Origin of the sequence: Halolamina sediminis (assembly GCF_001282785.1) — an archaeon.
Classification (GTDB): domain Archaea; phylum Halobacteriota; class Halobacteria; order Halobacteriales; family Haloferacaceae; genus Halolamina; species Halolamina sediminis.
In genome coordinates, this window is sequence record NZ_CVUA01000001.1 from 1240442 (window position 1) to 1264451 (window position 24010).

General features: G+C 62.8%; 21 protein-coding genes and 1 pseudogene. 8 read left to right on the forward strand and 14 right to left on the reverse strand.

Annotation, left to right across the window (positions count from 1 at the left end; genetic code table 11):
* Positions 1 to 25 precede the first annotated feature (25 nt).
* From BN1959_RS06325 to BN1959_RS06345, 5 genes are read right to left on the reverse strand one after another with little or no spacing between them, the layout of a single operon-like run.
* The gene (locus BN1959_RS06325) at positions 26 to 1297 is read right to left on the reverse strand and encodes an ABC transporter ATP-binding protein (RefSeq protein ID WP_053947850.1); all 1272 of its coding nucleotides are present in this window, start codon (positions 1295 to 1297) and stop codon (positions 26 to 28) included.
* Complete coding sequence (locus tag BN1959_RS06330; protein WP_053947851.1) at positions 1294 to 2412, reverse strand: ABC transporter ATP-binding protein; 1119 nt, start codon at positions 2410 to 2412, stop codon at positions 1294 to 1296. Before BN1959_RS06330 ends, BN1959_RS06325 begins: the two co-directional genes overlap by 4 nt.
* A gap of 4 nt (positions 2413 to 2416) precedes the next feature.
* Positions 2417 to 3364 (reverse strand): ABC transporter permease, encoded by a 948-nt coding sequence (locus BN1959_RS06335; protein ID WP_053947852.1) that lies wholly within the window; start codon positions 3362 to 3364, stop codon positions 2417 to 2419.
* Complete coding sequence (locus BN1959_RS06340; RefSeq protein WP_053947853.1) at positions 3364 to 4362, reverse strand: ABC transporter permease; 999 nt, start codon at positions 4360 to 4362, stop codon at positions 3364 to 3366. Before BN1959_RS06340 ends, BN1959_RS06335 begins: the two co-directional genes overlap by 1 nt.
* 40 nt (positions 4363 to 4402) lie before the next feature.
* The gene (locus BN1959_RS06345) at positions 4403 to 6073 is read right to left on the reverse strand and encodes an ABC transporter substrate-binding protein (protein ID WP_053947854.1); all 1671 of its coding nucleotides are present in this window, start codon (positions 6071 to 6073) and stop codon (positions 4403 to 4405) included.
* Between the two features lie 279 nt (positions 6074 to 6352).
* Here BN1959_RS06345 and BN1959_RS06350 point away from each other — a divergent pair, with 279 nt between their 5' ends.
* On the forward strand, positions 6353 to 8083 hold the full coding sequence (locus tag BN1959_RS06350) for a M28 family peptidase (RefSeq protein ID WP_053947855.1): 1731 nt from the start codon (positions 6353 to 6355) through the stop codon (positions 8081 to 8083).
* Positions 8084 to 8141: 58 nt separating this feature from the next.
* On the forward strand, positions 8142 to 9101 hold the full coding sequence (locus BN1959_RS06355; protein WP_053947856.1) for an LLM class flavin-dependent oxidoreductase: 960 nt from the start codon (positions 8142 to 8144) through the stop codon (positions 9099 to 9101).
* A gap of 68 nt (positions 9102 to 9169) precedes the next feature.
* Here the strand turns inward: BN1959_RS06355 and BN1959_RS06360 are convergent, their stop codons facing one another.
* From BN1959_RS06360 to BN1959_RS06370, 3 genes are all read right to left on the reverse strand, one after another.
* Positions 9170 to 10657 (reverse strand): amidase, encoded by a 1488-nt coding sequence (locus BN1959_RS06360; RefSeq protein WP_053947857.1) that lies wholly within the window; start codon positions 10655 to 10657, stop codon positions 9170 to 9172.
* A 121-nt stretch (positions 10658 to 10778) separates the two neighbouring features.
* Positions 10779 to 11534, reverse strand: coding sequence for an aspartate/glutamate racemase family protein (locus BN1959_RS06365; protein WP_053947858.1), 756 nt, complete (start codon positions 11532 to 11534; stop codon positions 10779 to 10781).
* On the reverse strand, positions 11534 to 13333 hold the full coding sequence (locus BN1959_RS06370; protein ID WP_053947859.1) for a M28 family peptidase: 1800 nt from the start codon (positions 13331 to 13333) through the stop codon (positions 11534 to 11536). Before BN1959_RS06370 ends, BN1959_RS06365 begins: the two co-directional genes overlap by 1 nt.
* Before the next feature lie 433 nt (positions 13334 to 13766).
* Here BN1959_RS06370 and BN1959_RS06375 point away from each other — a divergent pair, with 433 nt between their 5' ends.
* The 4 genes from BN1959_RS06375 to BN1959_RS06390 are packed head-to-tail and all read left to right on the forward strand — an operon-like array spanning position 13767 to position 15787.
* The gene (locus BN1959_RS06375; protein ID WP_053947860.1) at positions 13767 to 14099 is read left to right on the forward strand and encodes a hypothetical protein; all 333 of its coding nucleotides are present in this window, start codon (positions 13767 to 13769) and stop codon (positions 14097 to 14099) included.
* 5 nt (positions 14100 to 14104) lie between these two features.
* Complete coding sequence (locus BN1959_RS06380; RefSeq protein ID WP_079978616.1) at positions 14105 to 14974, forward strand: FAD:protein FMN transferase; 870 nt, start codon at positions 14105 to 14107, stop codon at positions 14972 to 14974.
* Positions 14975 to 14990: 16 nt separating this feature from the next.
* Positions 14991 to 15245 (forward strand): thrombospondin type 3 repeat-containing protein, encoded by a 255-nt coding sequence (locus BN1959_RS06385; RefSeq protein ID WP_237560307.1) that lies wholly within the window; start codon positions 14991 to 14993, stop codon positions 15243 to 15245.
* Positions 15245 to 15787 carry a hypothetical protein gene (locus BN1959_RS06390; protein WP_053947862.1) on the forward strand — a complete coding sequence of 181 codons (543 nt, stop codon included), beginning with the start codon at positions 15245 to 15247 and terminating at the stop codon, positions 15785 to 15787. Before BN1959_RS06385 ends, BN1959_RS06390 begins: the two co-directional genes overlap by 1 nt.
* Here BN1959_RS06390 and BN1959_RS06395 read toward each other — a convergent pair.
* The 6 genes and pseudogenes from BN1959_RS06395 to BN1959_RS14330 form a co-directional block, all read right to left on the reverse strand.
* Positions 15784 to 16305 (reverse strand): winged helix-turn-helix transcriptional regulator, encoded by a 522-nt coding sequence (locus BN1959_RS06395; protein ID WP_053947863.1) that lies wholly within the window; start codon positions 16303 to 16305, stop codon positions 15784 to 15786. The two genes, BN1959_RS06390 and BN1959_RS06395, sit on opposite strands and share 4 nt — an antisense overlap.
* 3 nt (positions 16306 to 16308) lie before the next feature.
* A complete protein-coding gene (locus BN1959_RS06400) occupies positions 16309 to 16596 on the reverse strand; it encodes a hypothetical protein (protein ID WP_053947864.1) in 288 nt (95 codons plus the stop codon).
* Positions 16597 to 16945: 349 nt separating this feature from the next.
* Positions 16946 to 17605: pseudogene (locus BN1959_RS06405) on the reverse strand (transposase); the annotation flags it as partial.
* Positions 17606 to 17847: 242 nt separating this feature from the next.
* A complete protein-coding gene (locus BN1959_RS06410; RefSeq protein WP_053947865.1) occupies positions 17848 to 20448 on the reverse strand; it encodes an efflux RND transporter permease subunit in 2601 nt (866 codons plus the stop codon).
* Between the two features lie 194 nt (positions 20449 to 20642).
* A complete protein-coding gene (locus BN1959_RS06415) occupies positions 20643 to 20918 on the reverse strand; it encodes a DUF7521 family protein (RefSeq protein WP_053947866.1) in 276 nt (91 codons plus the stop codon).
* Positions 20915 to 21292 (reverse strand): winged helix-turn-helix domain-containing protein, encoded by a 378-nt coding sequence (locus tag BN1959_RS14330; protein ID WP_079978617.1) that lies wholly within the window; start codon positions 21290 to 21292, stop codon positions 20915 to 20917. The genes BN1959_RS06415 and BN1959_RS14330 overlap by 4 nt, the downstream gene beginning before the upstream one ends.
* Before the next feature lie 424 nt (positions 21293 to 21716).
* Between BN1959_RS14330 and BN1959_RS06420 the strand changes: the two genes are divergently transcribed.
* Both BN1959_RS06420 and BN1959_RS06425 read left to right on the forward strand, forming a co-directional pair.
* Positions 21717 to 22157, forward strand: a complete 441-nt coding sequence (locus BN1959_RS06420; protein ID WP_053947867.1) for a hypothetical protein — start codon at positions 21717 to 21719, stop codon at positions 22155 to 22157.
* 67 nt (positions 22158 to 22224) lie between these two features.
* The gene (locus tag BN1959_RS06425; protein WP_053947868.1) at positions 22225 to 23934 is read left to right on the forward strand and encodes a transposase; all 1710 of its coding nucleotides are present in this window, start codon (positions 22225 to 22227) and stop codon (positions 23932 to 23934) included.
* Positions 23935 to 24010 lie beyond the last annotated feature (76 nt).

The following is a 24010-nucleotide window of genomic DNA, read 5'->3' on the forward strand; positions in this document are numbered from 1 at the left end:
GCACGGCCGCCGGGGCGCGGGGTGGCTACTCCCGGTGGAGGTGGCAGGCAGCGAAACGACTCCCCGTGTGGCTCGATTCGAGTTCGTACGCCGGCTCCGCCTGTGCGCAGATGCTTTCCTCGGCGAAGGACTCGGTGAGCAGGGCCGTCGCCCTCTCCCACTCCGTCGCGACGACGTGGTCGAGCGCCTCGTCGACGATGGCGCCGGGCTCGCCATCGACGGTCACCCCATCGAAGTACTCGGCCTCGACGGCTGCGCGGTCCTCGGGGTCGAATGCGCGACGTCTGACCGCGCGCATGAACTCTCGGACGGCCGCCCAGGCGTCGTCGTCGAGGTCGTAGGCATCCGGCGGGATGAGTTCGGGACAGCGCGTTCGGAACCGACAGCCCGACGGCGGATTGACGGGGTCGGGAACGTCGCCCTGCAGGATGGTCCGCGAGCCGGCCTGGCTGGGGTCGGGAACCGGGATCGCCGACAGCAGTGATCGCGTGTAGGGGTGTTTCGGGTCCTCGAACAGCTCCTCCTTCTCGGCCAGCTCCACGATCTGGCCGAGATACATCACCGCGACGCGGTCGGAGATGTGCCGGATCACCGAGAGGTCGTGGCTGATGAACAGGTAGGTGAGGTTGAACTCGTCCTGGAGCTCCCGCATCGTGTTGAGCACTTGGGCCTGAATCGAGGCGTCGAGCGCGCTCGTCGGCTCGTCACAGACGATGAAGTCCGGGTCGACCGAGAGCGCCCGTGCGAGGTTGATGCGCTGACGCTGCCCCCCAGAGAACTGGTGAGGGTAGCGGTTGTAGTGCTGGGGGTCGAGGCCGACGGCCTCCAGCAGCTCCCGGGCCCGCTCCTCCCGGCCCGCCCTGTCGTAGAGGTCGTGGGCCTTCATCGGCTCCTCCACGATCGGGCCGACTTTCATCCGTGGGTTGAGCGAGGACTGCGGGTCCTGGAAGATCATCTGCTGGTCCTTGCGGGTCCGCCGGAGCTGGCCCTTATCGAGGTCGGCGATGTTTCGACCCTTGAAGTAGATGGCGCCGTCGGTCGGCTTGAGCAGGCGGAGGATCGTCCGCCCGAGCGTGGACTTCCCGCAGCCGGACTCGCCGACGAGCCCCAGCGTCTCGCCGCGCTGGATCTCGAAAGAGACGTCGTCGACGGCACGGACGTGCTCGACGGTCCGTTTGAGCGGGAACCCCCCGCTGAAGTCGAGCTTCACGGTGTCGAACACGCCGCTGCCCGTCGAGAAGTGTTTCTCGAGGTTTTCGACGCGGAGGATCGGCTCCCCGTCGTCGGCCTCGCTCATCGGTCGCCCTCCGTCACCTGCAGGTCTTCGCCGAACTCGTCGTTTTCGGACTGTATCGGCGGGCTGTGCTCGTAGTCGACGTCGAAGGCGTCGTGTTTCACACACGCCGCGTTGTGTCGGGTGCCGGTGTGGCTCACGTTCCGGGGCTCGGGGTTGATCTCCCGACAGGCCTCACGCGCGTCGGGACATCGCGGGTGAAACCGACAGCCCGACGGGGGGTCGATCGCTTCGGGCATGACCCCCTTGATCGGGGTGAGCGACTCGACGGTCTTGTCGGGCCGCGGGACGGAGTTCAGCAGCGCCTCGGTGTAGGGATGTTTGGTGTCGTCGAACAGGTCGTGAACCTCCGCCTGTTCGGCCATCTGGCCGAGGTACATCACGTTCACGCGATCGCAGATGTCCGCGACGACGGCGAGGTCGTGCGTGACCCAGACGAAGCTCGTGCCGTACTCCTCCTGGAGGTCCGAGACCAGGTTCAGGATCTGCCCCTCGACGGTCACGTCGAGCGCCGTCGTCGGCTCGTCGGCCAGGATCAGCGACGGCCGGCACGCGATCGCCATCGCGATGAGCACCCGCTGGCGCATCCCGCCGGAGAACTCGTGTGGGTAGTCGTCGAACCGGTCCTCGGGTTTGGGGATGTCGACCTCCCGGAGCGTCTCGATGGCCACGTCGCGTGCGTCCTTCGGCGGGAGCTCCCGGTTGATTTCGATGAACTCCTGGAGCTGGCTGCCGATGGAGAAGACGGGGTTGAGGCTCTCCATGGGGTCCTGGAAGATGGTCGCGATCTCCCGGCCGCGGATGCGTTCGCGGAACTGTTCGTTCGTGAGCGTCTCCGGGCTCTGCCGCCGCTCGCCGTTTGGCCCCTCCTCGAAGCTCAGCAGCGTCTCGCCGCGGAACCGAATCTCGCCGCCCACGATCTCGCCGGGCGACTCGACCAGCCGGAGGATGCTGGAGATGGCGACGGATTTCCCGGCGCCGGACTCGCCGACGAGGCCGACGGTCTCCCCTTCGTGGACGTCGAAGGAGATGCCGTCGACGGCACGGACGGTCCCTTCGGCGGTTTCGAACTGTGTCTGGAGGTTTTCGACCGAGAGTAGTGGTGTGTCAGTTGTCATTGTGTTAGTCCTCCAGCCGCGGGTCCAGCGTGTCGCGGAGCCCGTCGCCGAGGATGTTGAACGCCATCACGGTGAGCAGGATGGCCAGCCCCGGCCAGACCGAGAACCACGGGGCCGGGAGCATGTAGTTACGCGCGATCGAGAGCATCTGCCCCCACGACGGCGTGGGGGGCTGGGCGCCGAAGCCGAGGAACGACAGTCCGGCCACGATCAGGATGTTGGTCCCCATCTGCAGGGTCGTCTGGACGACGACCGGCGCGAAGCTGTTCGGGATGACGTGGCGCAGCAGGATGTTCCGGTCCTTCACGCCCGCCGCCTGGGCGGCTTCGACGTACGTCTCCTCGCGGATGCTGAGCACTTCCGAGCGGATCAGCCGGGCGAAGATCGGGATCGAGATGATACTCACCCCGATCATCGCGTAGATGAGCTCCCGGCCGAACGCGGCCATGAACGCGATCACGAGCACCAAGAACGGGATGGAGTAGAGGATCTCCACAAACCGCATCAGCACGTCGTCGATCCAGCCGCCGTAGTAGCCCGAGACGGCGCCGACGGCGGTGCCGACGACTACGCCGATGGTGGTCGAGACCAGCGCGATCTGGATGGCGATACGGGAGCCGTACAGCAGTCGGACCGCGATGTCACGGCCGCGGGTGTCGGTGCCAAGCGGGTGGGCGAGCACGCCCTCGCCGAACTGGTTGCTGAGACCGACCGGCGGCAGGAGCGGCCGGGTGCCGGCGTTGTTCCGGAGCGGGTGGTAGAGGAACGTCTCCGCCAGCTGGTAGTCGAGGAACTCGGCGTCGACGAACGCGAACAGCGCCATCCCGGAGATGACCGCGATCAGTACGAGGCTGATCCGGGCGGTGGTGTCCCCGAGCAGCCGGGAGAGCATGTAGGAGGCGCCGACGCGGGACTCGTACTCCTCGCCGTCCCCCTCGGTTTCGGCCGCCATCACTCCTCACCCTCGTAGGTCACGCGGGGATCGAGGTACGCGTAGGTCAGGTCCGTGAGCAGCGTACCGATCACGAACATGACGCCGAAGAACAACGTCGTCCCCATGATGAGCGCGTAGTCCTGCGTGCGGACCGCCTGAATGATCAGTCGGCCCATCCCGTTGATATTGAACACTGTCTCGGTCAGCACGGCGCCGCCCAGCGCGGAGGTGAGCTGGAGCCCGATGATGGTCACCACCGGTAACTGCGCGTTGCGGAACGCGTGTTTCCGGGTGATCACCGACTCTTTCACGCCGAACGCGCGGGCCAAGCTGATGTAGTCCCGGCCGAGCACTTCGAGCATCGACGACCGCTCGATCCGGGAGACTGCCGCCATCTGGAGCGTGCCCAGCGCGATCGTGGGCATGATCAGGCTCCGGGCGGTCTCGACCAACACGTCGAGCCGTGAGGTGGCTCCTTCCACCTCCGATATCGGGGACAACGGCATCACCAACCCGTTCGAGGGGAGCACCTCCAAGTGGTAGCCGAACACGATGATCAGGAGCAGCCCGATCCAGAAGTTGGGGGTGCTGACGCCGATCAGCGACACGACGCGGGAGGCGTGGTCGACCGGCTGGTTCCGGCGGCGCGCCGAGACGATGCCCAGCGGGATCGCGACGCTGAGGGCGAACGTGAAACTCGACGCCAGCAGCAGGAGCGTCACCGGCAGCCGCTCCATGATCTTGGTCGTGACCGGGACGCCGTAGTGGATACTGCGCCCCAGATCGCCGCCTATCGCCGCGAGGATGTACTTGACGTACCGTACGTGGATGGGTTGGTCGAACCCGTAGCGTTCCTCGGCGGCGGCGATGAGCTCCTCGCTCGCAGTCGGGCCGAGCATCACCTCCACCGGCGAGCCGGGCATCGCGTTGATCAGGAAGAACGTGATCGACGAGATGCCGATGAGCACGGGGATCGCCTGTAGCAGCCGTTTGAGGGTGTATCGTAAGTGTGACATCTATGTCGTCGTGAGTGCGAAAACGGTCGTCGGGGAGGGGTTACTGGTCCATCCAGACGTTCGAGCCTTCCGCCTCGCCGTTGGTGTTGTTCCGCTCGCCGTACAGGTAGGGGTTGTACGTCGAGACGGGGTGGGTTTTCAGCCCCTTGACGTAGTTCTTCACGCCCATCGAGATGGAGGTGTAGTACAGCGGAAGGTGGACGCGGTCCTCGACGAAGAGGTTGATCGCCTCGATGTACATCTCGCGGCGCTGCTCGCGGTCGGCGGTGACTCGCGCCTCGGCCAGCAGTTCGTTGAACCGATCGTTGTCGTAGTACTGTCCCTGGAACGCGCCGTCGATGTGGAGCAGTTCGTACAGGAAGCGGTCGGGCTCGGGGGCGCGCGTCCAGCCCAGCAGGTAGATGTTCACCTGGCTGGCGTCGCCGGAGTCGAACCTATCGAGCATCGTCGCGAAGTCGAGGTACTGCACCTGCGCGTCGTAGCCGGCCTCCTGGATCCCGTTCGCGATCGAGACGGCGACCTGCCGGCGCTTCTCGGTGGAGGAGACGATGATGTTACACGTCCAGTCGTCGGGCACGCCGGCGCTCTCGAACAGCTCCTGTGCACGGTCGATATCCTTCTCGGCCCAGCTGTTCTCCCACTCCTCGAGGGGCATGTCCCACGCCTCCGCGACGGAGGCGGGCACCGGGCTGTGGATCCGGCCCCCGCCCGGCTTGATGTACTGCTCGATGGCCTGGTCGAGGTCGACACAGTGGTCAATCGCCAGCCGGACGTCGCGCTTGGCACACTCCCCCTCGTTCTGGTTGAACGCGGCGAACTGGTAGCTCAGCGAGGGCCCCTCGATCACGTCCGCGTCGTCCATGTTCTGGACGGTGGTCCAGAACTGGGGCGGGATGCGGTTGATCACGTCCTGCTCGCCCGTCTGGAGCTGGGTCACGCGGTTGGTGGGCTCGTTGATCGGCGTGAACGTCACCTCGTCGAGGTTGGGGCTGCCGCTGCCCCAGTAGTCGTCCCAGCCCGCCATGGTGACGTGGTCGTTCTCCGCGAAATCCGTCACTTCGAACGGGCCGGAGCCGACGAACGTGCTGATCCCGAACCCTTCGGGGTCCTCCTCACGGACGCTCTTCGGGGCGACCGGGTGCGCGATGGCGTGGAGGATCGGGACGTACGGCTCTGTCAGCGTGAAGTGGGCGGTCTGGTCGTCCTCGACGTCGATGGATTCGACGATGCTGAAGTTGGAGGCGTAGCTGGTCTGCTCCTCGACGGTCGCCTCGAACGTGTACTTCACGTCCTCCGCGGTCACGGGGTCCCCGTTGTGGAACGTCGCGTCGGGGTCGAGGTTGAGCGTGAACTCGTTGCCGTCGAGGGTAGGGATTTCTTCGGCGAGGATCGGGACGAGGTTGGTGTTCCGGTCGTAGCCGAGCACCGGGGAGTACACCAGGTTCTTCAGCATGATGGAGTAGTTCCCGCCGTTGTTGTTGACGGGGTCGAGCTCCACCGGCGACGACGTCTGGGCGAAGTTCAGCGAGCCGCCACGCTTCGGCATCGCCGTCTGGGTGTCGGTGTCGCCGTTCCCGGACGAGCCGGAATCCGTGTCAGTCGGTGTTTCCGTGCCGTCACCGCCAGTACAGCCGGCGAGTCCGATCAGGCCAGCCGATGCCGCGGCCTGGAGGAACTTCCGCCGGTTATCTTGCCAATCATTCTCAGGCATGGTTGTACCCAACCCCCAAACTTATTTAAATGTTTGTCATAGGGCGCCCCGCTAGTGAAATATACTTTGCCCAGTTTTTAATAGAAGTTAATAATAGCTATATTGGATGTACGTGAATCATCTAGGAAATATCTCGTGTCGAGGCCGGCGGGCCGGGGGCTCGGCTCCGGGGGCGTTCGTCTCCCCCTCGGCCACCGCCGTCGCGGTCGGGCCGGGAGGTCCTGCCGGCCCTATGTCATTTACGAGAAACTATTACCGGCCGGCTCCTGAACGTCCGGCATGGGTCAGCGACTCTACGAGGAGGGGAAGCCATCGCTGTCGGGGACCGACGCCGCCATCGTCGACGACGTCTCGGCCGACGAGCCGTGGGCGCTCGTCGAACGGTTCGCCGAGCTCGAACGCGTCTCGGGCAGCGACGACGAACGGGCGGCGGCGGCGTACGTGACGGACCGACTCGAACAGTTCGGTGTCGATCACGAGCTGTTCGAGCCGTCGCTGTATCTGAGCACGCCCGGCGACGCGAGTGTCGAAACCGACGACGGCTGGACGGCGGCGTCGGCGAAGACGGTCGCGTTCTCGGCGAACGAGACCGCCGAGGGCGACCTCGTCTACGTCGAGAACGACGACGAGATGGACTCCATCGAGGCCATGCTCTCGGTCTCTCTGGCCGGCCTCCCCGCTGATCTCTCCGGCACAGTCGTGATGAGCGAGTCGATCATCCCGATCAGCGCGATCTCGGAGCTCGCCGACCGTGGCGCCGAGGCGTTCGTCGGCATCCACCCACACGAGCGCGAGCCCCACGAGGGGATCGTCACCCCCGTCTGGGGCGGCGCGCCGCCCTACGACGAAAGTGATCGGATACCCGACCTGCTCGTGGCGAACGTCTCCGCGAGCGACGGCCGCGAGCTCCGGGAGAAAGCCGCCGCCGGTGCCGAGGTGACCGTCTCCGCCGAGACGACGACCGAGTGGCAGACCGCGCCCCTCGTCGTCGCCCGGATTCCTGGCGAGGCCGCGCCGGCCGTCGACGAGTTCGTGCTCGCCCACGGTCACATCGACTCGTGGTACGAGGGCGTCACCGACAACGCGACCGGCGATGCAACCTTACTGGAGCTGGCCAGAGTGTTGCAGCAGCATCAGGAGGAGCTTCGCCGGGACGTGTGGGTCGCGTGGTGGCCGGGGCACTCGACCGGGAGATACGCCGGCTCCACGTGGTTCACCGACGAGTTCGCCCAGGAGCTGGCCGAGCGCTGTGTCGCGCACGTGAACATCGACTCCCCGGGCGTCGCCGACGCGACCGAGTACGACGAGCGCGTGAAGTGGATGGCCGCGGTCAACGACGTAGCGGCCGACACCATCGACGACGTGACCGGGAAAGCGACGAGCGAGTTCCGGCCGGCGCGGGCGGGCGACTACTCGTTCAACAACCTCGGCATTCCGGGGATGTCACTGCAGTCCAGCATCCCCGAGTCAGTCCGGGAGAAACGGGCCTACCACCCCGTCGGCGGCTCGGGCGGCCACGCCGACGCGTGGCACCTCTCGACGGATACGATCGAGAAAGCCGACCCGGACGTGCTGGAGCGGGACACGGAAGTATACACCCTCGCCACTGCCCGGCTGAGTCGCGCCGAGCGCCCCGCGAACCCGGTTCGGGTGATCGACCAGCTCGCGTCGACGGCCGCGGAGTACGACGCCGCCAGCGGCTTCGATCTCGGCCCGGTGATCGACGAGCTCGACGCGCTCCGGGAGGCGACGACCGCGTTCCTCGACGACGCCGACGGCTACCCCGACGCCGCCGACAGGCTGGTGAAGGGGCTGACCCGGCTCCAGTTCGTCACCGAGGGTCGGTTCGAGCAGGACCCCGCCGAGAGCCGGGCGCCGCTGCCGCAGTTGGCGCCTGTCGAGCAGCTCCCCGATCTCGACAGCGACGAGGAGCGCTTCCTCGAACTCCAGCTCCGGCGTGCCCGAAACGACGTCGTGGCGGCGCTCCGGCGGCTACGCCGGTCGCTGTAGACGGTGTGCACCCATACCGGGGGTAGTTCTTTATCCGTGGTGGGGGATAGTAGGGACGATGCGGTTCGCAGCCAACATTCCGACTGCCGCCGGCGCGTCAGAGTACTCCACGCTGGCGTTCTGTGACTCGATCTCGTGGGAGAAACAGCGGTCGTTCGCCCGAGCGACGGAGGCCGCGGGGTTCGACGGTCTGGGCGTCCCCGACCACCTGCTCGCGGGTGACGGGGCGACCACCGAGTGCTTCACCACCCTGACGGCCCTCGCCGGTGCGACCGAGGAGGTGACTCTGTTCCCGAAAACGGTGAACAACGAGCTCCGCCACGGCCCCCTGCTGGCGAAGATGGCCGCCGAAGTCGACAACGTCAGCGACGGCCGGCTCAAGCTCGGGATGGGCGCCGGCTGGAAGGCGGACGAGGCGGTGGCCTACGGCTACGACTGGCCGGACGCGCCCGAGCGACTGCGGGCGATGGAAGAGACGATCGAACTCACGAAACGCCTCTGGACCGAGGACGACGTCGACTACGACGGCGACTACTACCAGCTCGACGGCGCCAGCTGCCGCCCGGGGCCGCGTCAGGAGCCCCGGCCGCCGATCATGGTCGGCGGCGGCGGCGAGGAGTTCACGCTCCGGATCGCCGCTAAACACGCCGACGAGTGGAACTACTGGGGGCCGACCGAGCTCATGTCGCACAAACTCGACGTGCTGCGCTCGCACTGTGAGACGTACGACACCGAGTACGACGATATCGACGTGTCCTGGTTCGCACGGTGTATCGTCCGAGAGACGGAGGCGGAGGTCGAGGCGATCCTCGACGAGGTGCCGCGGTTCCGCGATCCGGATCCCGACGACCCGATGGCCTCGTACAACAACCTCATCGGGACGCCCGAACAGCTGATCGAGGAGCTTGAGCCCTACGCCGAACTCGGCGTCGACGAAGCCGCCCTGGAGTTCGTCGACTTCCCGGATTCGACTGGCGTAGAGCTGTTCGCCGACGAGGTCGTCCCGGCGTTCAGCTAGCGCCTCCCGGCTGTCGAGACGCGTGGAATTCAGGGTGACTCACGGGGCCGGAAGTAGCCGAGTCCCGCCTACCCGTCGATCCGCTCCCAGATCGCCGCCGCGCGGAGGGTGGCCGCGTCGGCGCCTCGCGGCCCGACGAACTGCAGCCCAACCGGGAGTCCGTCGTTCGTCCCACAGGGCACCGAAACGGCCGGATTGCCGGTGAGGTTGAACGGCCCCGTCGTCCGAACTGCCTCGTCGAGCGTACTGTCCGCTAAGTAGCTCTCTCCCTCCCATGCGGGGGCGACCATCGGCGTCGTCGGGCCCGCGAGCACGTCCACCGCCGCGAGCGCATCGGCGACGCCGGCGGTCACCAGCTCCCGGGCGCACTGGGCTCGGGCGTAGTACTCCGGGCCGTCCGTCGCGAGCAGGTGCTGCCCGTACAGCAACACCTCAGCGGGGTAGTCGCCGAGCTCGTCGGATCGCTCCGCGAGCGCCTCGCCGACGGCCGCCGTGAACGCCGGGTCGCCGACCGAGCGCTGCCAGAGGTTGGCCCCGTTCCGCTCGACGTAGGCGGCGACCTCGATCATCGCGATCGCCCACCAGGCCGGGACGGCGTACTCGAAGTCGGGGATCGACACCTCGCGTACGGTCGCGCCGGCGGCCGCGAGCTCGTCGAGGGCGGCCCGGACCGTCGCGTCGACCGCCGGATCGCCCCCGAACAGCTCCTTGGGGACGCCAACGGTGAGCGACTCGACCGCGGCAGCATCGACGCCGTCGACCGCGCCGACGTACCTCTCGGAGATCGCCCCGTCCGTGGCGGCGTCCCGCGGGTCCGCCCCCGCGATCGCGTCGAGCGTACGGGCGGCGTCCTCGACGCTGTCCGCGAGCACGCCGATCTCGTCGTTGAGCTTGGAGAACTGGACGAACCCCGTCGTCGGGACGAGCCCCCGGCTAGGTTTCAGCCCGACGACGCCACAGAACGAGGCGGGGAACCGGACCGACCCCCCGGTGTCGCTCCCCAGTGCCACGTCTGCGAGCCCGTCGGCGACGGCCACCCCGCTGCCGGCCGAGGAGCCGCCGGGCTGGTGGTCGGGGTCGTTGGGGTTCCGGGCCAGCCGGAAGCGCATCGTCGCCGCGTCGCCGCCGAGTGCGAACTCGTCCATGTTTGCCTTCCCAATGATCCGCCCGCCAGCGTCCAGTATTCGGTCGACGACGGTCGCGTCCTCTGCCGGGACGTGGTTGGCGAACAGTGGCGAGCCGGCGGTCATCGGGAGCCCCGCGACAGCGATGTTGTCCTTGACGGCGACCGTCAGCCCGGACAGCACCCCGTCGTCGGTTCGCTGGAGGTCACACCGGGAGAGAAACGCCGCGTTCGGGTCCTCGTCCTCAGTCGGCTCCCAGCACTCCCGATCGGGCGGCGTCGGCGCTTCGAGCTCGTCGAGGCGGGCGACGAGGTCGTCCTGTACCTCGATGGCGGCTGCCTGCTCCGCCGGATCGAACCGGTCCGGGTCGAGCCGTGCCCGCCGGGCGTACGCTCCGATCTCGTCAGCCGTCACGGACGGGTCGTCGTCCATGTGGGGAACTCACAAGCGGTCGGTCAAATAGCTTCGCCGGAGACCGGCCGCCGAGGACAGTGGCCGGCTGACCGTCGCGGCGATTAGTCCTCACCGAAACGCGGCTGACCGTCGCCGCGTCTCAGTCATCGGCCGCGGCGGGGGGCTCACCCAACAGATCGCCGAGCTTCTCGAACTTCGGCTCGGGGTACGTTTTCGCGCTCTGGGCGACGCCGTGGCGTGCCCACGCGGCCGCCTGTTCGAGCGCGATGCTCGCGGGGTCGAGGAACGGCACGCCGACGCGTTCCTCGATCTCGTCGTGCCGTTGGGCGAAGGAGAGGCTCATGCAGCCGGGGAACAGCGCCTCCGCGCCGTCCTCCTCGACTGCGGCCTTCCCCTCCCGGACCATGCGTTCGACGAGATCATCGTCGCCGTGGTCGATCGACTCGACGGGGGCGTCGACGGAGCGGACGCTCACACAGCGGTCCGAGAGGTGGTGTTCGTGGGCCTGCTCGTAGCTCATCGGTGCCGTCTCCTCGAGGATGGTGAGCCAGGTGAAGCGGTCGGCGACCATCGCGGCGGTGTGGATCGTCGCCTCCGCCGGCCCGACGACCGGGATCGAGAGCAGCTCCCGCAGCGCACGGATGCCCGGGTCGCCGAAGCAGCCGATCACCAGCGCGTCGAACTCCGACTGGATGCGGTGGGCGGTCTTCATCGACCCGACGACACACCAGTACTCCTCGACGGCGCTCTCGATGCTCGTCGGGCCCGGCCCGTCGGCCTCGATCACCGTCACGTCCACGTGGCCCGGCGTGAGCTCGTTCGCGACGCGCTCGCGCCGCTCCTTCTCGTCGTTCGGGAGGCCGACGCCGGGGACGAGGTAGCAGACGTCGACCATCAGGCACCACCCCCCGTCGCGTCCGCGACGATGGAACGCGCCCGCTCCAGCTCGCCGACGACCGTGTTCTGCTCGCGAGTGAGCTGGGTCTCGACGAAGCCGACCTCGTCACCGTCGACGACTTCGAACTTCCGGGCGACCGAGAACCGCGGGAACGGCTCGCGGCCCGTCGCCGGATCCTGTTCGAACTGGCCGCGCTCGACGAGATAGAGCCGAGTCAGCACCCGAGAGAGCGACGTGATCGTGTCGTTGGCCGTCCTCGCGTCGATCTCGCCCGCCTCGGCGGCGTCTTGGAACGCCTCGATTTCGGCTTCCAGCGCGTCCAGCCGGTCGAGCGTCGGCGAGAAGTCGAACTGCTCGCCCGCGACCTCGTCGTACCGTTGGACGGCTTCGCGGAGCTTCGCGGCGGTCCGGGCGTGGTCGAACGGTAGCACGCCCGCGTTCAGCACGCGGGCGACCGAGATCACGTACAGCCGGATGTCCCGAAGGAGCTCGTTCTCGCCGGCCTTCTCCAACGTGTCGGTGGAGACGTGCCAGGCGTCGGAGTTGCCGCCGCAGCCGCCCACCGGATGGTACCCCCGCTCCTCCCGGATCTCCGCTGGGATGTTCGAGGAGAGCATGAAGAAGCCGGTGATGCCGAGGTTGTCGAAGGAGTAGTCGCCCGCGCGGTACGGGAACTGCTCCTCGTACGGCGCGCCCGTTACGTCGTCGATCGCGTCGCCCACGAGCTCGTGGGCTTCGGGCGTCCAGCAGGACATGTCCGTGTACTCGGTGGCGTCTTTCGCGCCGGGGCTGTCCATGTTGACCTGTGCGACGCAGCGCTCGGCCAGTTCCTGGGCGAACTGGTCGGCGTACCACGTCGACCCGGCGTAGCGACCTGTAGAGTGACCGGGCCACCACGCGATCCGGAGGTTTCGCTCGAGTTCGTCGCTGTGCTGTTCGAACACGCGGGCCGCCTCAAGCAGGCCGGCGTCGCCGGTCGCGTTATCGGTCACGCCGACGTACCACGAGTCGTAGTGGCCGTGCAGCAGCACGAAGTCGTCGTTGTTGGGGGCCGCCTCGCCCTCGATCTCGGCGACGACGACGGGGCACTCCATCCAATCAGTCGTGAGGTCGGTCGAGAGTTCCAGTTCCAGCCCCGCGTCGCTCTCGGCCCACTCCCGGAGCGTCTCGCCGTCCGGGCTGTTGACGTTGGCGATCGGCACATCGGGAATCTTCTCGCGCTCGTCGTACCGCGGCGCGCCGCCCCAGATAGGCGTCGCGATCCCGTTGTGTGGCTCGCGGTCGTGCTTGTGGATCGCGATCACGCCGATGGCGCCCTTCTCCGAGAGCTTCCTGACCGCGCGGATGGAGAGGCTCCCGGCCTTGGTAAGGGCGATCCGGCCCGAGAGATCACCCACATCGTGGTACGGCTCACGGGCGTCGTCCTCCTCCTCGTCTTCAAGCAGATCGCCGCCGGCGCTCCCCACGTACTCGACGGGGCCGGAGACGGTCGTCGACGCCGAGAACGAGACGGTCTTGACCGGTCCGGGCTCGAACTCCCTGTCGATCGTCTCGATGGTCGCGCTGTGGGGCTGGCTGATGTAGAGTTCGGGCTCGTGGCGCCGATACGTGATCCCGTTCGCGTCGAGTCGATCACAGATGTAGTCCGCTGCGGCGACCTCGTCGTCGCTGCCCGACACGCGGTTCAAGGTAGCGAACTCCTCGAGGAGATCCCACGGCTCGTCGATCGATACGTCGTCGTAGAGGCGCCGCTCGAACTGGTCGAGGACGTCCCTGTTAGTGGTCGGCTGGCTCATACGTGGCTCGCGTTCGCGCGGTAGGGGAGGGCCCGGGATAAACATTGGTAAACGTCAACACGGGATTCCCGACCGTCGGCGGCGATTGCCGGAAACGGCCTCCGTCACAGTGTGGACCAATCGGAAAAGAACTGAACCCGACCGAGCGACGGTTGCAGAGTTCTGACGGGGATACTCGACGACCGCCGTTTCGTCGCTTCAGTCGTACGCTGCCAGTCGACGTATCGATCCTGAGCGATTCGTCGAAAGACACCACCGCGGGAACTGTCACTCGGGGGCAGTTCGTCCTCAGAACCGATTCGATAGCCGTACGAAGATTCGAGGGTTGGACGCGAACGACTTACTAATGCTGTCTCAACCTTCTATCTGCGATGACAGAACGTAACGACCGACACGTCGAAGATCACGGTTCTCAATCGAGGGGGAGCTAATCATGCGCGTTCCGGTCCCGAAAAACAAACTCGTCGCCCTCACGCTCGTCGGTGCACTCCTCACAGCTGGCGTCGCCGGGGCCCTTGTCTTGCCCGGTGGCGGCCTCGTGGAGGTCGGTGAGCACCCCAACTCACCAGATACGACCGCGCCAGACGCCTCACAACAGGCTGTTTCTGATGCGCCCACGCCGAATCAGGAGTTCACCCCAGCAGTCCAGACACAGTCCGGATTCGAGGAGGAAGATCAGGACGAGTATAAAGAGGACGACGAGGACGAGGAAGAACACGAAGAACACGGAGAGGACGACGAGCACGACGAATACGAGGACGAGTGACCAAGATGATGGGATCGCTCGCATCGGTCTACGAACGGTTCGGGGACTCACACTCCGAGTTCGAATGTTGTGATACGACGTTTCGGATTCGGGTGACGGGGGTCCGGGCCGGCGCTGCGGTGACTGCGGCTCGGGAAACGGCAGAGTCACTCGAAACGCAATTAAACGCCTTCGATGCGGGAAGCGCCGTCAGCCAGCTCAACCGTGACGGGGGAGTCGTGAACGATCACGTCGCGCGTATCGTCCGCCGGGGGCTCGAATACAACGACCGGACCGGCGGGGTGTTCGATATCCATCAAGGCGGCGTCGAACACGACCTCAAAGCGTTCCTGCGTGGTGACAGTGACACACCACCGACGGAGTTCGATACCGGAACTGTCCGAACCAACGAATCGCACGTCATTACCGACGCCCAACTCGATCTCAACGGCCTCGCCAAAGGGTACATCGTCGACCGGGCCGCCGAGGCACTCGGCGGGGTCGGTCGACGTGGGTTCGTCAGTGGTGGTGGGGATATGTCCCCACCGACGGGCCCGGTCGCCATCGAGAGCCCGTACGGTGACGACACGCCGCTGAAGGTTCTCGATACGGACTGGTACGTCGCAACATCCGGCGGATACCGACGGTCGCGGAACGGCACCGATCACGTCTACGATCCGACCACCGAATCGTTCGGCTCTCGTCACGAGTCCGTTACCGTCGTGGCGCGCCGAGACTGCATGGAAGCCGACGCGTTGGCGACGACGCTTGCGGCGCTTTCACTTTCCGAAGCACGCGAGTTAGCTTCGGAATGGGAGGGGCTGGAGGCACTCGTCGTCCACGGTGGTGTCTTTCATACGACGGAAGGGTTCGATACACATGTCTTGGACAGATAGGCAACGAATCACAGCCGTGGCAATCGTCGTCTTCGTGGTGGCTGTCCCTGCCCTCTTGCAGATTGGGGACGTGCGCGCCGCCCAAGCGACCGAACAAAAACGAGGCGATTTCGTCGATCAGACCGTTTCGACGAGACAGGCCCCAACTGATTACGACGGGGACGGTATCAACGACTCCGCCGACAAGTGTCCGACACGACCTGAAACGAAGAACGGGTTTCAGGACGGGGACGGCTGTCCCGATGTCGTCGAAACGACGGGGGCATCCTAATGTCACAACTCGTCTGGCTCCTCGACCGAGGTGCCGCGCTCGTCACGTATCCGGCGTTGTATCTGGCGGTTCTTACGGGTATCCTCTACAACACGGAGTCGTTCGGAGTGCTCCACGAGGCTGCCCGACGTGTGCATGTCGAACTGTCCGTGTTCGCGATGATCGTCACGTTGCTACACGCGGCACTCGGTGTACTCGATGCGTGGTTCGTCGTCACCGGACAGGTTGCGGCGCCGACGTACTCGATGCCGTACTTCCTCGGCGGCGTCACCGTGGGTGTGGGGGCGCTGCTCATCCTCCTCGTCGCAGTCCTAGGGTTCACCGACGCGAAACGCTTCCAGCGACCGTGGGGGCCACGCGTCGTCCACTCGTTCGCGTACGCCGGGTTCGCGTTCGGGACAATCCATGCTGCAGCGATCGGAACCGACCTGATGGGACTCGTCCGTCCCCTGCTAGGACCTTCGGTTGCGTTTCTGGTGTACGTGCTCCTGTTGCGCTTGCTGGTGCTGCACGGGATACCCTCGAATGCGACGGCGAGCTAGTAGCTGTCCCAGAGGCCGAGGATACGGTCGACGACTTTGTCCGTGAACGAGCGCCGGTGAACCGTGTAGAGGTATTCGACTCGGTCGGGGTCACTGACCTCGTAGACGACACTTCGGCCGTCACGCTCTTTCGTGACGAGACCGGCCTCCGTGAGTTTCGAGAGGTGCCACGAGACCGTCGATTGGGCCTTGTCCAAGCGGCCACTGAGCTCGGTCGTTGAGAGTGGACCGTCCGTGAGAAGATGTGCGAGGACGCGGCGACTGTACTCCCGGCGCAACGCGTTCATCACTGTCCGATCGGCTTCATTGAACTCGGCAGCCGGGTAGTACCGCGTGTACTTGCCGTCGTCCGAGGCGTCGATCAGGCCTTCGTCGGCGAGCCACCTGAGCTGGTACTGGAGCGTCCCCTGTGCGTAGTCAAGCCCGTCGAGGAGCGCGCGAAAGTGAACGCCGGGAGTGTCGGCTATTCGCTGGTAGATTTCCCGCCGAGAGGTCAGTTCGAGGTCCGGATCCGACATTGCTCAGTCCCGCGTCAAAGCGACGAAGAACGTCAGGAGGCCACCGAGGATCAGAATCCCACTCCCGTGTTCGAGTAACTCCAGCGTGGCGTACGGGAAATACGGGAGCAGCGGATACTCGAGAAACACGATGAGCCCGTAGACTGCGAACATCGCGTACCCGAGCGTAACGATCCACATACGACGATCACGTTCCCGCCGCCATGCGAGGAAGCTGAGTACACTCAGGCCTGCAGCGATGACGAAGATACCCAGACTGATGTACTGTTCGAGGAGTTGAGCGAGTGGCATACTTGCGACCTGCGCACACGGTGTAGGTGCAACTCACTGGACGGTAGCGGACGGGAAAACGATTGGCGTCCAACCGTCGAATCCAGATCTAGGGCCGGTCTCGCCTGCCGCCGACTCCTTGCGATAAATTGTATAATGCGATATCAATTCTACCGCGTCTGGAAGTTGAGACTACAACGGGTTTAGCGGGACTGTGATGCGTGGTGTCGGAAGAATAGATGAGCAGAAACTGATTCAGAACGCTTTCTGACCCAGGTTATTGTTCGATAGTCAACTAATTCAGAGTGTTTCCGAGGCCGTGGGTAGTGTAGCCACTCAGACGCCGTGCTACCACGGGTAGAGGGCCTCGCTATCCGATTCCAGTCTCCTTCTTCAGCAGCGTCAGCGTGTTGTCGGCTGTTACGATCGGCGAATGTTCGTACTCACAAGTCAACTCAACCTGCACGAGCAGATCGACAGCTCGCCAGATCGAGTACAGGAGACACGCGAACGCGAAGTAGAAGAACCGCAGCCCGAAATTCTTCGAGGTCGTCGCCGCCATGAACCGCTTAATCGATCTGTAGCCACTTTCGATTTCCCACCGATAGCCGTACTCTGTGAGGTGGCCACTGGCCCCATTCGTCATAAACACCGAGTACTGCCTGTGATCGTCGTGCTCGGAGTCCTCTTTCCGACGGTAGATTAGCGTCGTCTCGTGCCACTCGTTCTTGCCGAGGTGGAGCTTCCGGTCGGTCTCGTATCGGTCTTGGTCGCGCTGGCGCAATCGCTTCGCCTGTGCTTTCTCGCTGGTCTGCATTCGTTTCGGCACGACATACGACAGGCCACGCTGGCTGAGCATCTCCAAGACGTGCTGACTGTCGAACTCCCGATCCATCAGCACGTTATCAACGTGTACTATCTCTTCAGCAGAATCCAAGAGGTCCTTGACGATTTCCAAGCGGGACTCCCCCTTCCGAACTGGCCGTGCGTCCAATACAATCGGAACGGCATTCCCGACTAACTGCACAGATTCTGCGTTTATACTCCTACAAACCACCAATCTTCCAACATTTATCCTGCGGACGGGAATCAATAGGTGCTCGCGTCAACTTCAACACAGGCACGGAGTAGATAGTTCCTCGTACATCAACCGTGGCAGATGTGCACAATCGGCTACACTTCAGACTGGTCTCTGAACCGCAAAGTGATCAACCTGGCTGAGAAACTACATCCCGAGTGGAAAAAGAACGCGTGTGCGTCCCAAGGAGATGCTCAGGCCATTCGTGTGAGCACGCGCTCCCGAACCACGAGCAGACACGGAAGTACCGTCACGCACGCAATGAAAGCGTAGACGATACTCAAGCCTGTGACGATGCCAAAGCGTTGGAGCGGGGGTGACAGCGCCAGTGCGAGCACCCCAAAGCCCGCCGCAGTCGTCACCGCACTTCCGAGTAACGCACCACCAGTTCCCTCAAGTGCTGTCCCCAGCGTTTCGGCGAGCGAATCGTGGCGAGCGCGTTCATCGACGAACCGCTCACTGACGTGAATGCTGTAATCCACGCCGAGACCAATGGCTAAACTCGTGATCACGACGGTCTCGCTGTTGAATGGGATATCGAGCACGGACATGGTGCCGAGCAACCACGCGAGCGCGATTAGGACGGGTGCGAGCGTCACGATACCCAGCCCCGGTGCATGGTACCGCCACCAGTACATACTGATAAGAAGGGCAAGGATGACCCCTAAGGTGATAGCGAATCCTTCGACGAGCGTTTCGAACAGAGCACTCTGGACGACAGCAGTGATGACCGGACCACCCGTTGCAGTAGCTCGTACTGGGGCGTCCTGTTCAATGGTTGAGGAGATGTCTCGTACGTCCCTTGCGACCGACTGAGCCGAGGCGTCTCCCTGCACGCCGACAGTTAGCCGGGCAGATTCGTATGACCCGTTCTCGGCACGATAGAGAACCGACGATGCATGTTCGGGAGCAACATTGAACATCAGGTCATAGACTGCCGCGACGTCTCTGTCTGGGAGGCCATCACCATCCGTGTCACGGGCTGCGATTGCATCCGCAACCGTTTGATTCTCCGAAGCGACAGCTCGAAGGACAGATGTTGGACTTTCGATAGCTGCTCTTCCATCGGAACCGATGACGACTGTCCCGCTGCTCTTAGTATTGCGGACCACATCGTCGGTCGCGGTAAGGAGTGCTGGCGCGGTCACGTTCCCACGTATCAATATTTGACCTTCTGATCCCTCTCCACGTTGGCGGAAATTGTCGCTGAGGTATGCAAGATTCTCACTCACCTCATACTCACCGGGTGCGAACGGTTCCGGGAGGGAATCCATCCACGACGGCGCATCCTGCGGGATGAAATCGGCTTGGTTGAACTCGGTGTCGATACTGGTCGCGCCGTACGCCCCTGCGGAGGCGAGGACTAACGAAAGAACAATGACGACGATTGGGGCTCGCCGGGCAAGCGTCGCAGTACCCGAAAGAACACGGTTCAGCCGCCCCGAACCGACGCCGACGGCGGGGGTATGCCGGTTGCGGCCACGGCGGTCAAAGAACCGTTCGAGTTCGAGTTTGACGGCTGGTACAAGCGCGGCGAAAACAACGAAGATGGCGACGATTCCCACACCGCTCAGGATGGCGAAATCCTGAATCGAGCCCAGCGGACTGACGTAGTTCGAAAGGAACCCGACAGCGGTCGAGAACGCGGCGGTAGCCAGAGCGAGAACGACTCCAGCGATTCCGAGACGCATCGCTGTCGCGGGATCTCGCCGACCGACGTTCTCATCGTCGGTGTCGAGCGCTCCCTCTCGAGCTTCGCGGTAGCGCATGACGACATGGAGCGAGTAATCGATACTCAGGCCGATAAGCAAGAACGGAACGGCGATCAGGGTCGAATTCGACGGAATCCCGAGCCACCCCTGTATGCCAGCGTACCACACCAGCACGACGGCCACGCCGAATATGCTCACGAGAACGTCAATGAGGTCCCGGTAGGCAATCGTAAGGACGGTGAGCAAGAGAACGATTGCGACGGGCGTGATGATGATGAACGTGTCGCCGATGGCCTGCGAGGATTCCGCATCGATGAGACCCTGCCCGAACACGAACGCGTCGTCGAAGCGATTCTCGACGAGAGAGCTGATGACCAGCTGTGCATCGTTCACCGATTCGGTGGTTGTAGTCGAACTGCTCGGACTCTGTTGAAAGACGAGAGTCGTTCTCGCGTCTGCACTCGTCGTCCCTGGTTCGAAATCCGTCGGTAGAAATTGAGTTGGCTCGTTGCCGGGAACAGACGTGTCTGGGTCAAGGATTCGGCTGAGATACGTTTCCACTTCCTCGTCGGTGCTGGATTCAAGTGCTGTGATCTGCTGGTCAAGTGTCGGTGCTGACGACTGACCCTGTCTTGCCATCGACGTATTGTTTCCAGAATCATTGCCGGTAGCTGACGAACCGCTACTCTGTTGGTGTGAGTACGCAACGTTTGCAACGATATTCTCAATGCCGACCATCCCCGTTCCGTCACGAAGTGTCGCATTGAACGATTCGTTTTCTCGGAGCTCCTGCTGAAGACGTAGACTTTTAAGTAATGATTCGCGGGTGAGAACGTTATCTCCTTCGTCCCTGATCACGACCTGTGCAACAACTGCATCGTCCGTCTCGTACGTCGCTTCGATACGGTCAAGCGCCGCCTGTTCCGGAGAATTGATTCCGGCTTGGCCAATCTGGCCTTCCGCAGTGGTGCCTACAATCGCGCCAGCACCAATGACGGCACTGATGACGAGCAACAGTACAATAACCAACCTGCTCCGCGATGCGACGAAATCTGCGTACTCAGAAGTAAGGCTTCGCTTCATCGATTACTGACACCCCCAGCTATACCAGAAAATACGATGTCTAATCGAGTTCGTTCTGTATCGGACGTGTCCATATGCGTATTCCAATAGGGATTGATAAGGAGCGATGGAAGCGTCCCAAGATGTGGGAGAACCAGTCGTAGCTTCGAACGTCCCTGCTGGAGTAGCGACCGTCGGCGACGACAGATCGGATTCTACGTTTGCTTGAGCCCGTAGATCATCACGACGAATCCAATGCTGATGATCACACTCTCAAGAGTCATCCCGGTGATAGTGGACGCTCCACCGATGTGGTGGAAGACTCCGACGAGAAACGTTCCAAGTGTGATGACTGCTAATCCTATCGCAAAGAACTGGAGGCCCGCGATTCGCGTGCGATTGTATGCTCTGTACGCCATCAGAGACACAATTCCCCCGAGAATGAGGGCAGTGATCTTCACGACGCCGAGTAACACGATAGAGAGGTTCATTTTGATTCCTCCTTCATTGCAGACCAGAACGTTGCCATGCGGTCTTCTGGGTCTTCTTTGGGTCGGGATACCTCTATCGTGAACTCGTCATCGGTGACGCTAATTGAGATGTCAGTAAAATCGCGTTCGTAGAGAGTCACGTTGGGTCCGTCACGTCGAACCTCGGTGTATTCACGGACGAGCATCGATTCACGGAGCAAGTCGAGCTTCCGATACACCGTCGAGCTTGAGAGACCGCACTCCTCACAGAGTTCACTGGCAGATTTCGGTTCGGCCAGTAGCGTGAGTATGGTTCGACATTTATCGTCGTCGAGGGATTTCAACACCGTCGGGAGGCCGGGTTCGTCGAGTTCCTCGGACGACCATCGATCCATTTCAGTAGATGAATTGCGGAATGAATTCTTCGACGGAATTAGTGATAGACGATTCGGATCAACGTTTTGTTCGGTCATCTCAAGTGCTGAATATTGTAGAGCTGCTGTGACATTTCACGGACATCGTATTTTGTAGTGTTTAATTCATTCGGCGCGATGGCTTTAGAGTCCCCGGTTATTCCCAAGTTGCTGGAATAGCACGCTGTGGTGCGTTACTGCTGTTTCTGGTCGTTTACAGGTACTACTCCCAGACTCTGGGACACCTCCTTTGGTGTATATGGCCAGCCTCGAATAATCGACTGATGACACACGAAGCTAATAAACGAATCAACCTGCGAGACGCGGGGTGTGAAGAATCCAGCACAAAATGCCGATCGAGCAACCCTAATTCGATTGTCACACAATTGAGCGCGGAGGTGCGACAATGACAACTATGCTTGATGTGGTAATGACCATCCACACGGTCTTCGCCGCATTGTGGACGGGCGGGACACTCGTGATTGCAGGGGCCGTCATCCCGGCAGCACGCAGCGATTTGCTGAGTACAGAAGGGCTGACGCTTATCGCACGAAGATTCTGGTATCTTACGGTGGCCTCAGTCCTGCTATTGTTGTTCAGCGGCGGCCATCTCGCAGGGACGCTCTATACTGCCGAATCGCTCCAGGCGACGGGCCGAGGAAACCTCGTCCTGACGATGGTCGGCCTGTGGCTAGTCCTCGTAACCGTGCTGTTCTTGGGGTTCCGTCGACTGACCGGCAGCCAATCGGAGACGTCAGCGGTCGCAGCTGCAACGCGAGCGCGACCGTGGTTCCTTGGTGCGAGCGGTGTCTCGATAGCGCTGCTCGTCGTTGCCGGGCTTCTGTGAGACGAGTCGATAGGAGTTATCAGAGCCGTTGATTAGGACTCTACTTTAGTAGGTTGACAAAAGACGAATGACTGTTGCGGAGGGCATCGTTGTTCACGCAGAGACGCTCTGTGAGCGTGAAGACCACCTCTGGGACGTCATCAAAAGGCTCTCGATTCCCGTTAGCGAACTTGAGGACGCACGCGACCAGAACCGCGTCACCTACGGAACCGACGAGATGTTTCGTGCGCTGCTGTTTATGGGGGTCCGCGGCATCTCCCAGAACAAACTCGCGGCTAGATTAGGACAGAGTCCGGCCTTGACAAAGAGTTTCCAATTCGACATTACTGATCTCTCCAACACTCCCACCCAACAAGACCTCTCGTACACGCACGGGAAGTTCAGCGAGGACACGCAAGAGGTTCTCAACAGGACGGTTGCGGGCGTGCGACAGGCTGCACTCGACCATGGCGTGATTACAGAGGGACTGGTTCCGACCGGTCCAACTGGACTCGAGAAGGAGAACTCGAAGAGCGAGAACGAGTACAAGAAGGAGAAAGCCCAGAAGACGCTGACGCTCGCTCGAAAGCACGTCCTTCCCGAGTTCGACACACACCGAGCGGCCCACAAGATCTACTCCGACGAAGTGATACTCGACATGTTCGCACGAATCTGTGCAAACAAGGGGAGTGCTCATTCTGAATCGGAGTACGGTTGGCTCACAGACGACGACCTCATCTGCGACGACTCGACGTTCCTGCGTGCGATTAAGAAGATAGCGACACCCGACAATTCGGACAGCCAACTCACCTTCGAGGATGACGATTCGATGCTGGAAATCGACCGGATTAGAGACTCTATCATGACGGCGTTCGACGCCGCGACGGACAACATCATCAACTCGATTCGCGGAGAGAACCCTTTCAGCGCTCGTGAGACGATTGCAGCTATCGACATCACACACGAGCAGTTCCACGTCTGGCCGTGGGAAGACAAGGAATCAGGCGTCGCCAAGCCAGATTATCCGAAGATGGTGAGCGGGTACAAGAAAGACGGCGAGTACAAGCGAGGGTACAAGTACGCGACCATCACGCTGGTCGGAGACCATGCACCGATTGTCCTCGGTATCGAGCCGGTCAAAGAGGATTCCGAGTGGGAGCCTGACGGTTCCCCGTCGTACTCGAAAGCCGACCTGGTGAGCCGACTACTGGACCGTGCCGAGCGGTTCGTCGATTTGGACACGGTAATGTTCGACCGAGGATTCTACGTGAATCAGGTGTACGCAGACGTTCATGACCGAGACCTGACGTACCTCTCGCCAGTTCCGACGTACGAGGATGACTTGGCGGCGATTCAGGATATTCAGGAGCATCCGACGGCGGATGCAGCTGTCAAACACGATGTGCCGCTGGGAATCGACGGCGAGATTCATCACGAAGCGGAGTTCCTCTACGCGCCGAGTACGAGCGACGATGCTAATGGGAAGTACGCGGTGTTCGTGACGAACCATGACCACGTGGAACCTGAGGAGATTTCGAGTGTTGTGAACGGGTACAGTCGGCGGTGGGACATCGAGAACCAGTACAAGTCGATCAAGAACTTCATGCCGAAGACATCGTCGACGGACTATCGACTTCGGTTCAGTAACTTCGCGTTGTCAACGCTGATCTACAACTTGTGGCGGCTGACGGATTATCTGATCAAGGTTGCGCTCGACGAGCCGATTCGGTCACCGCCCGTGATCACGGCGAAGACGTTCGTACGGGCGTTAGGTGACTTCCTCCGAAAGTTTGGGTAACGCTTTTTTCACGCCGGGTTCATCGATTCGGTAGCGGCTGCGCTGTTCATTTTCGCGTATTTTCGCGGTATCTGTC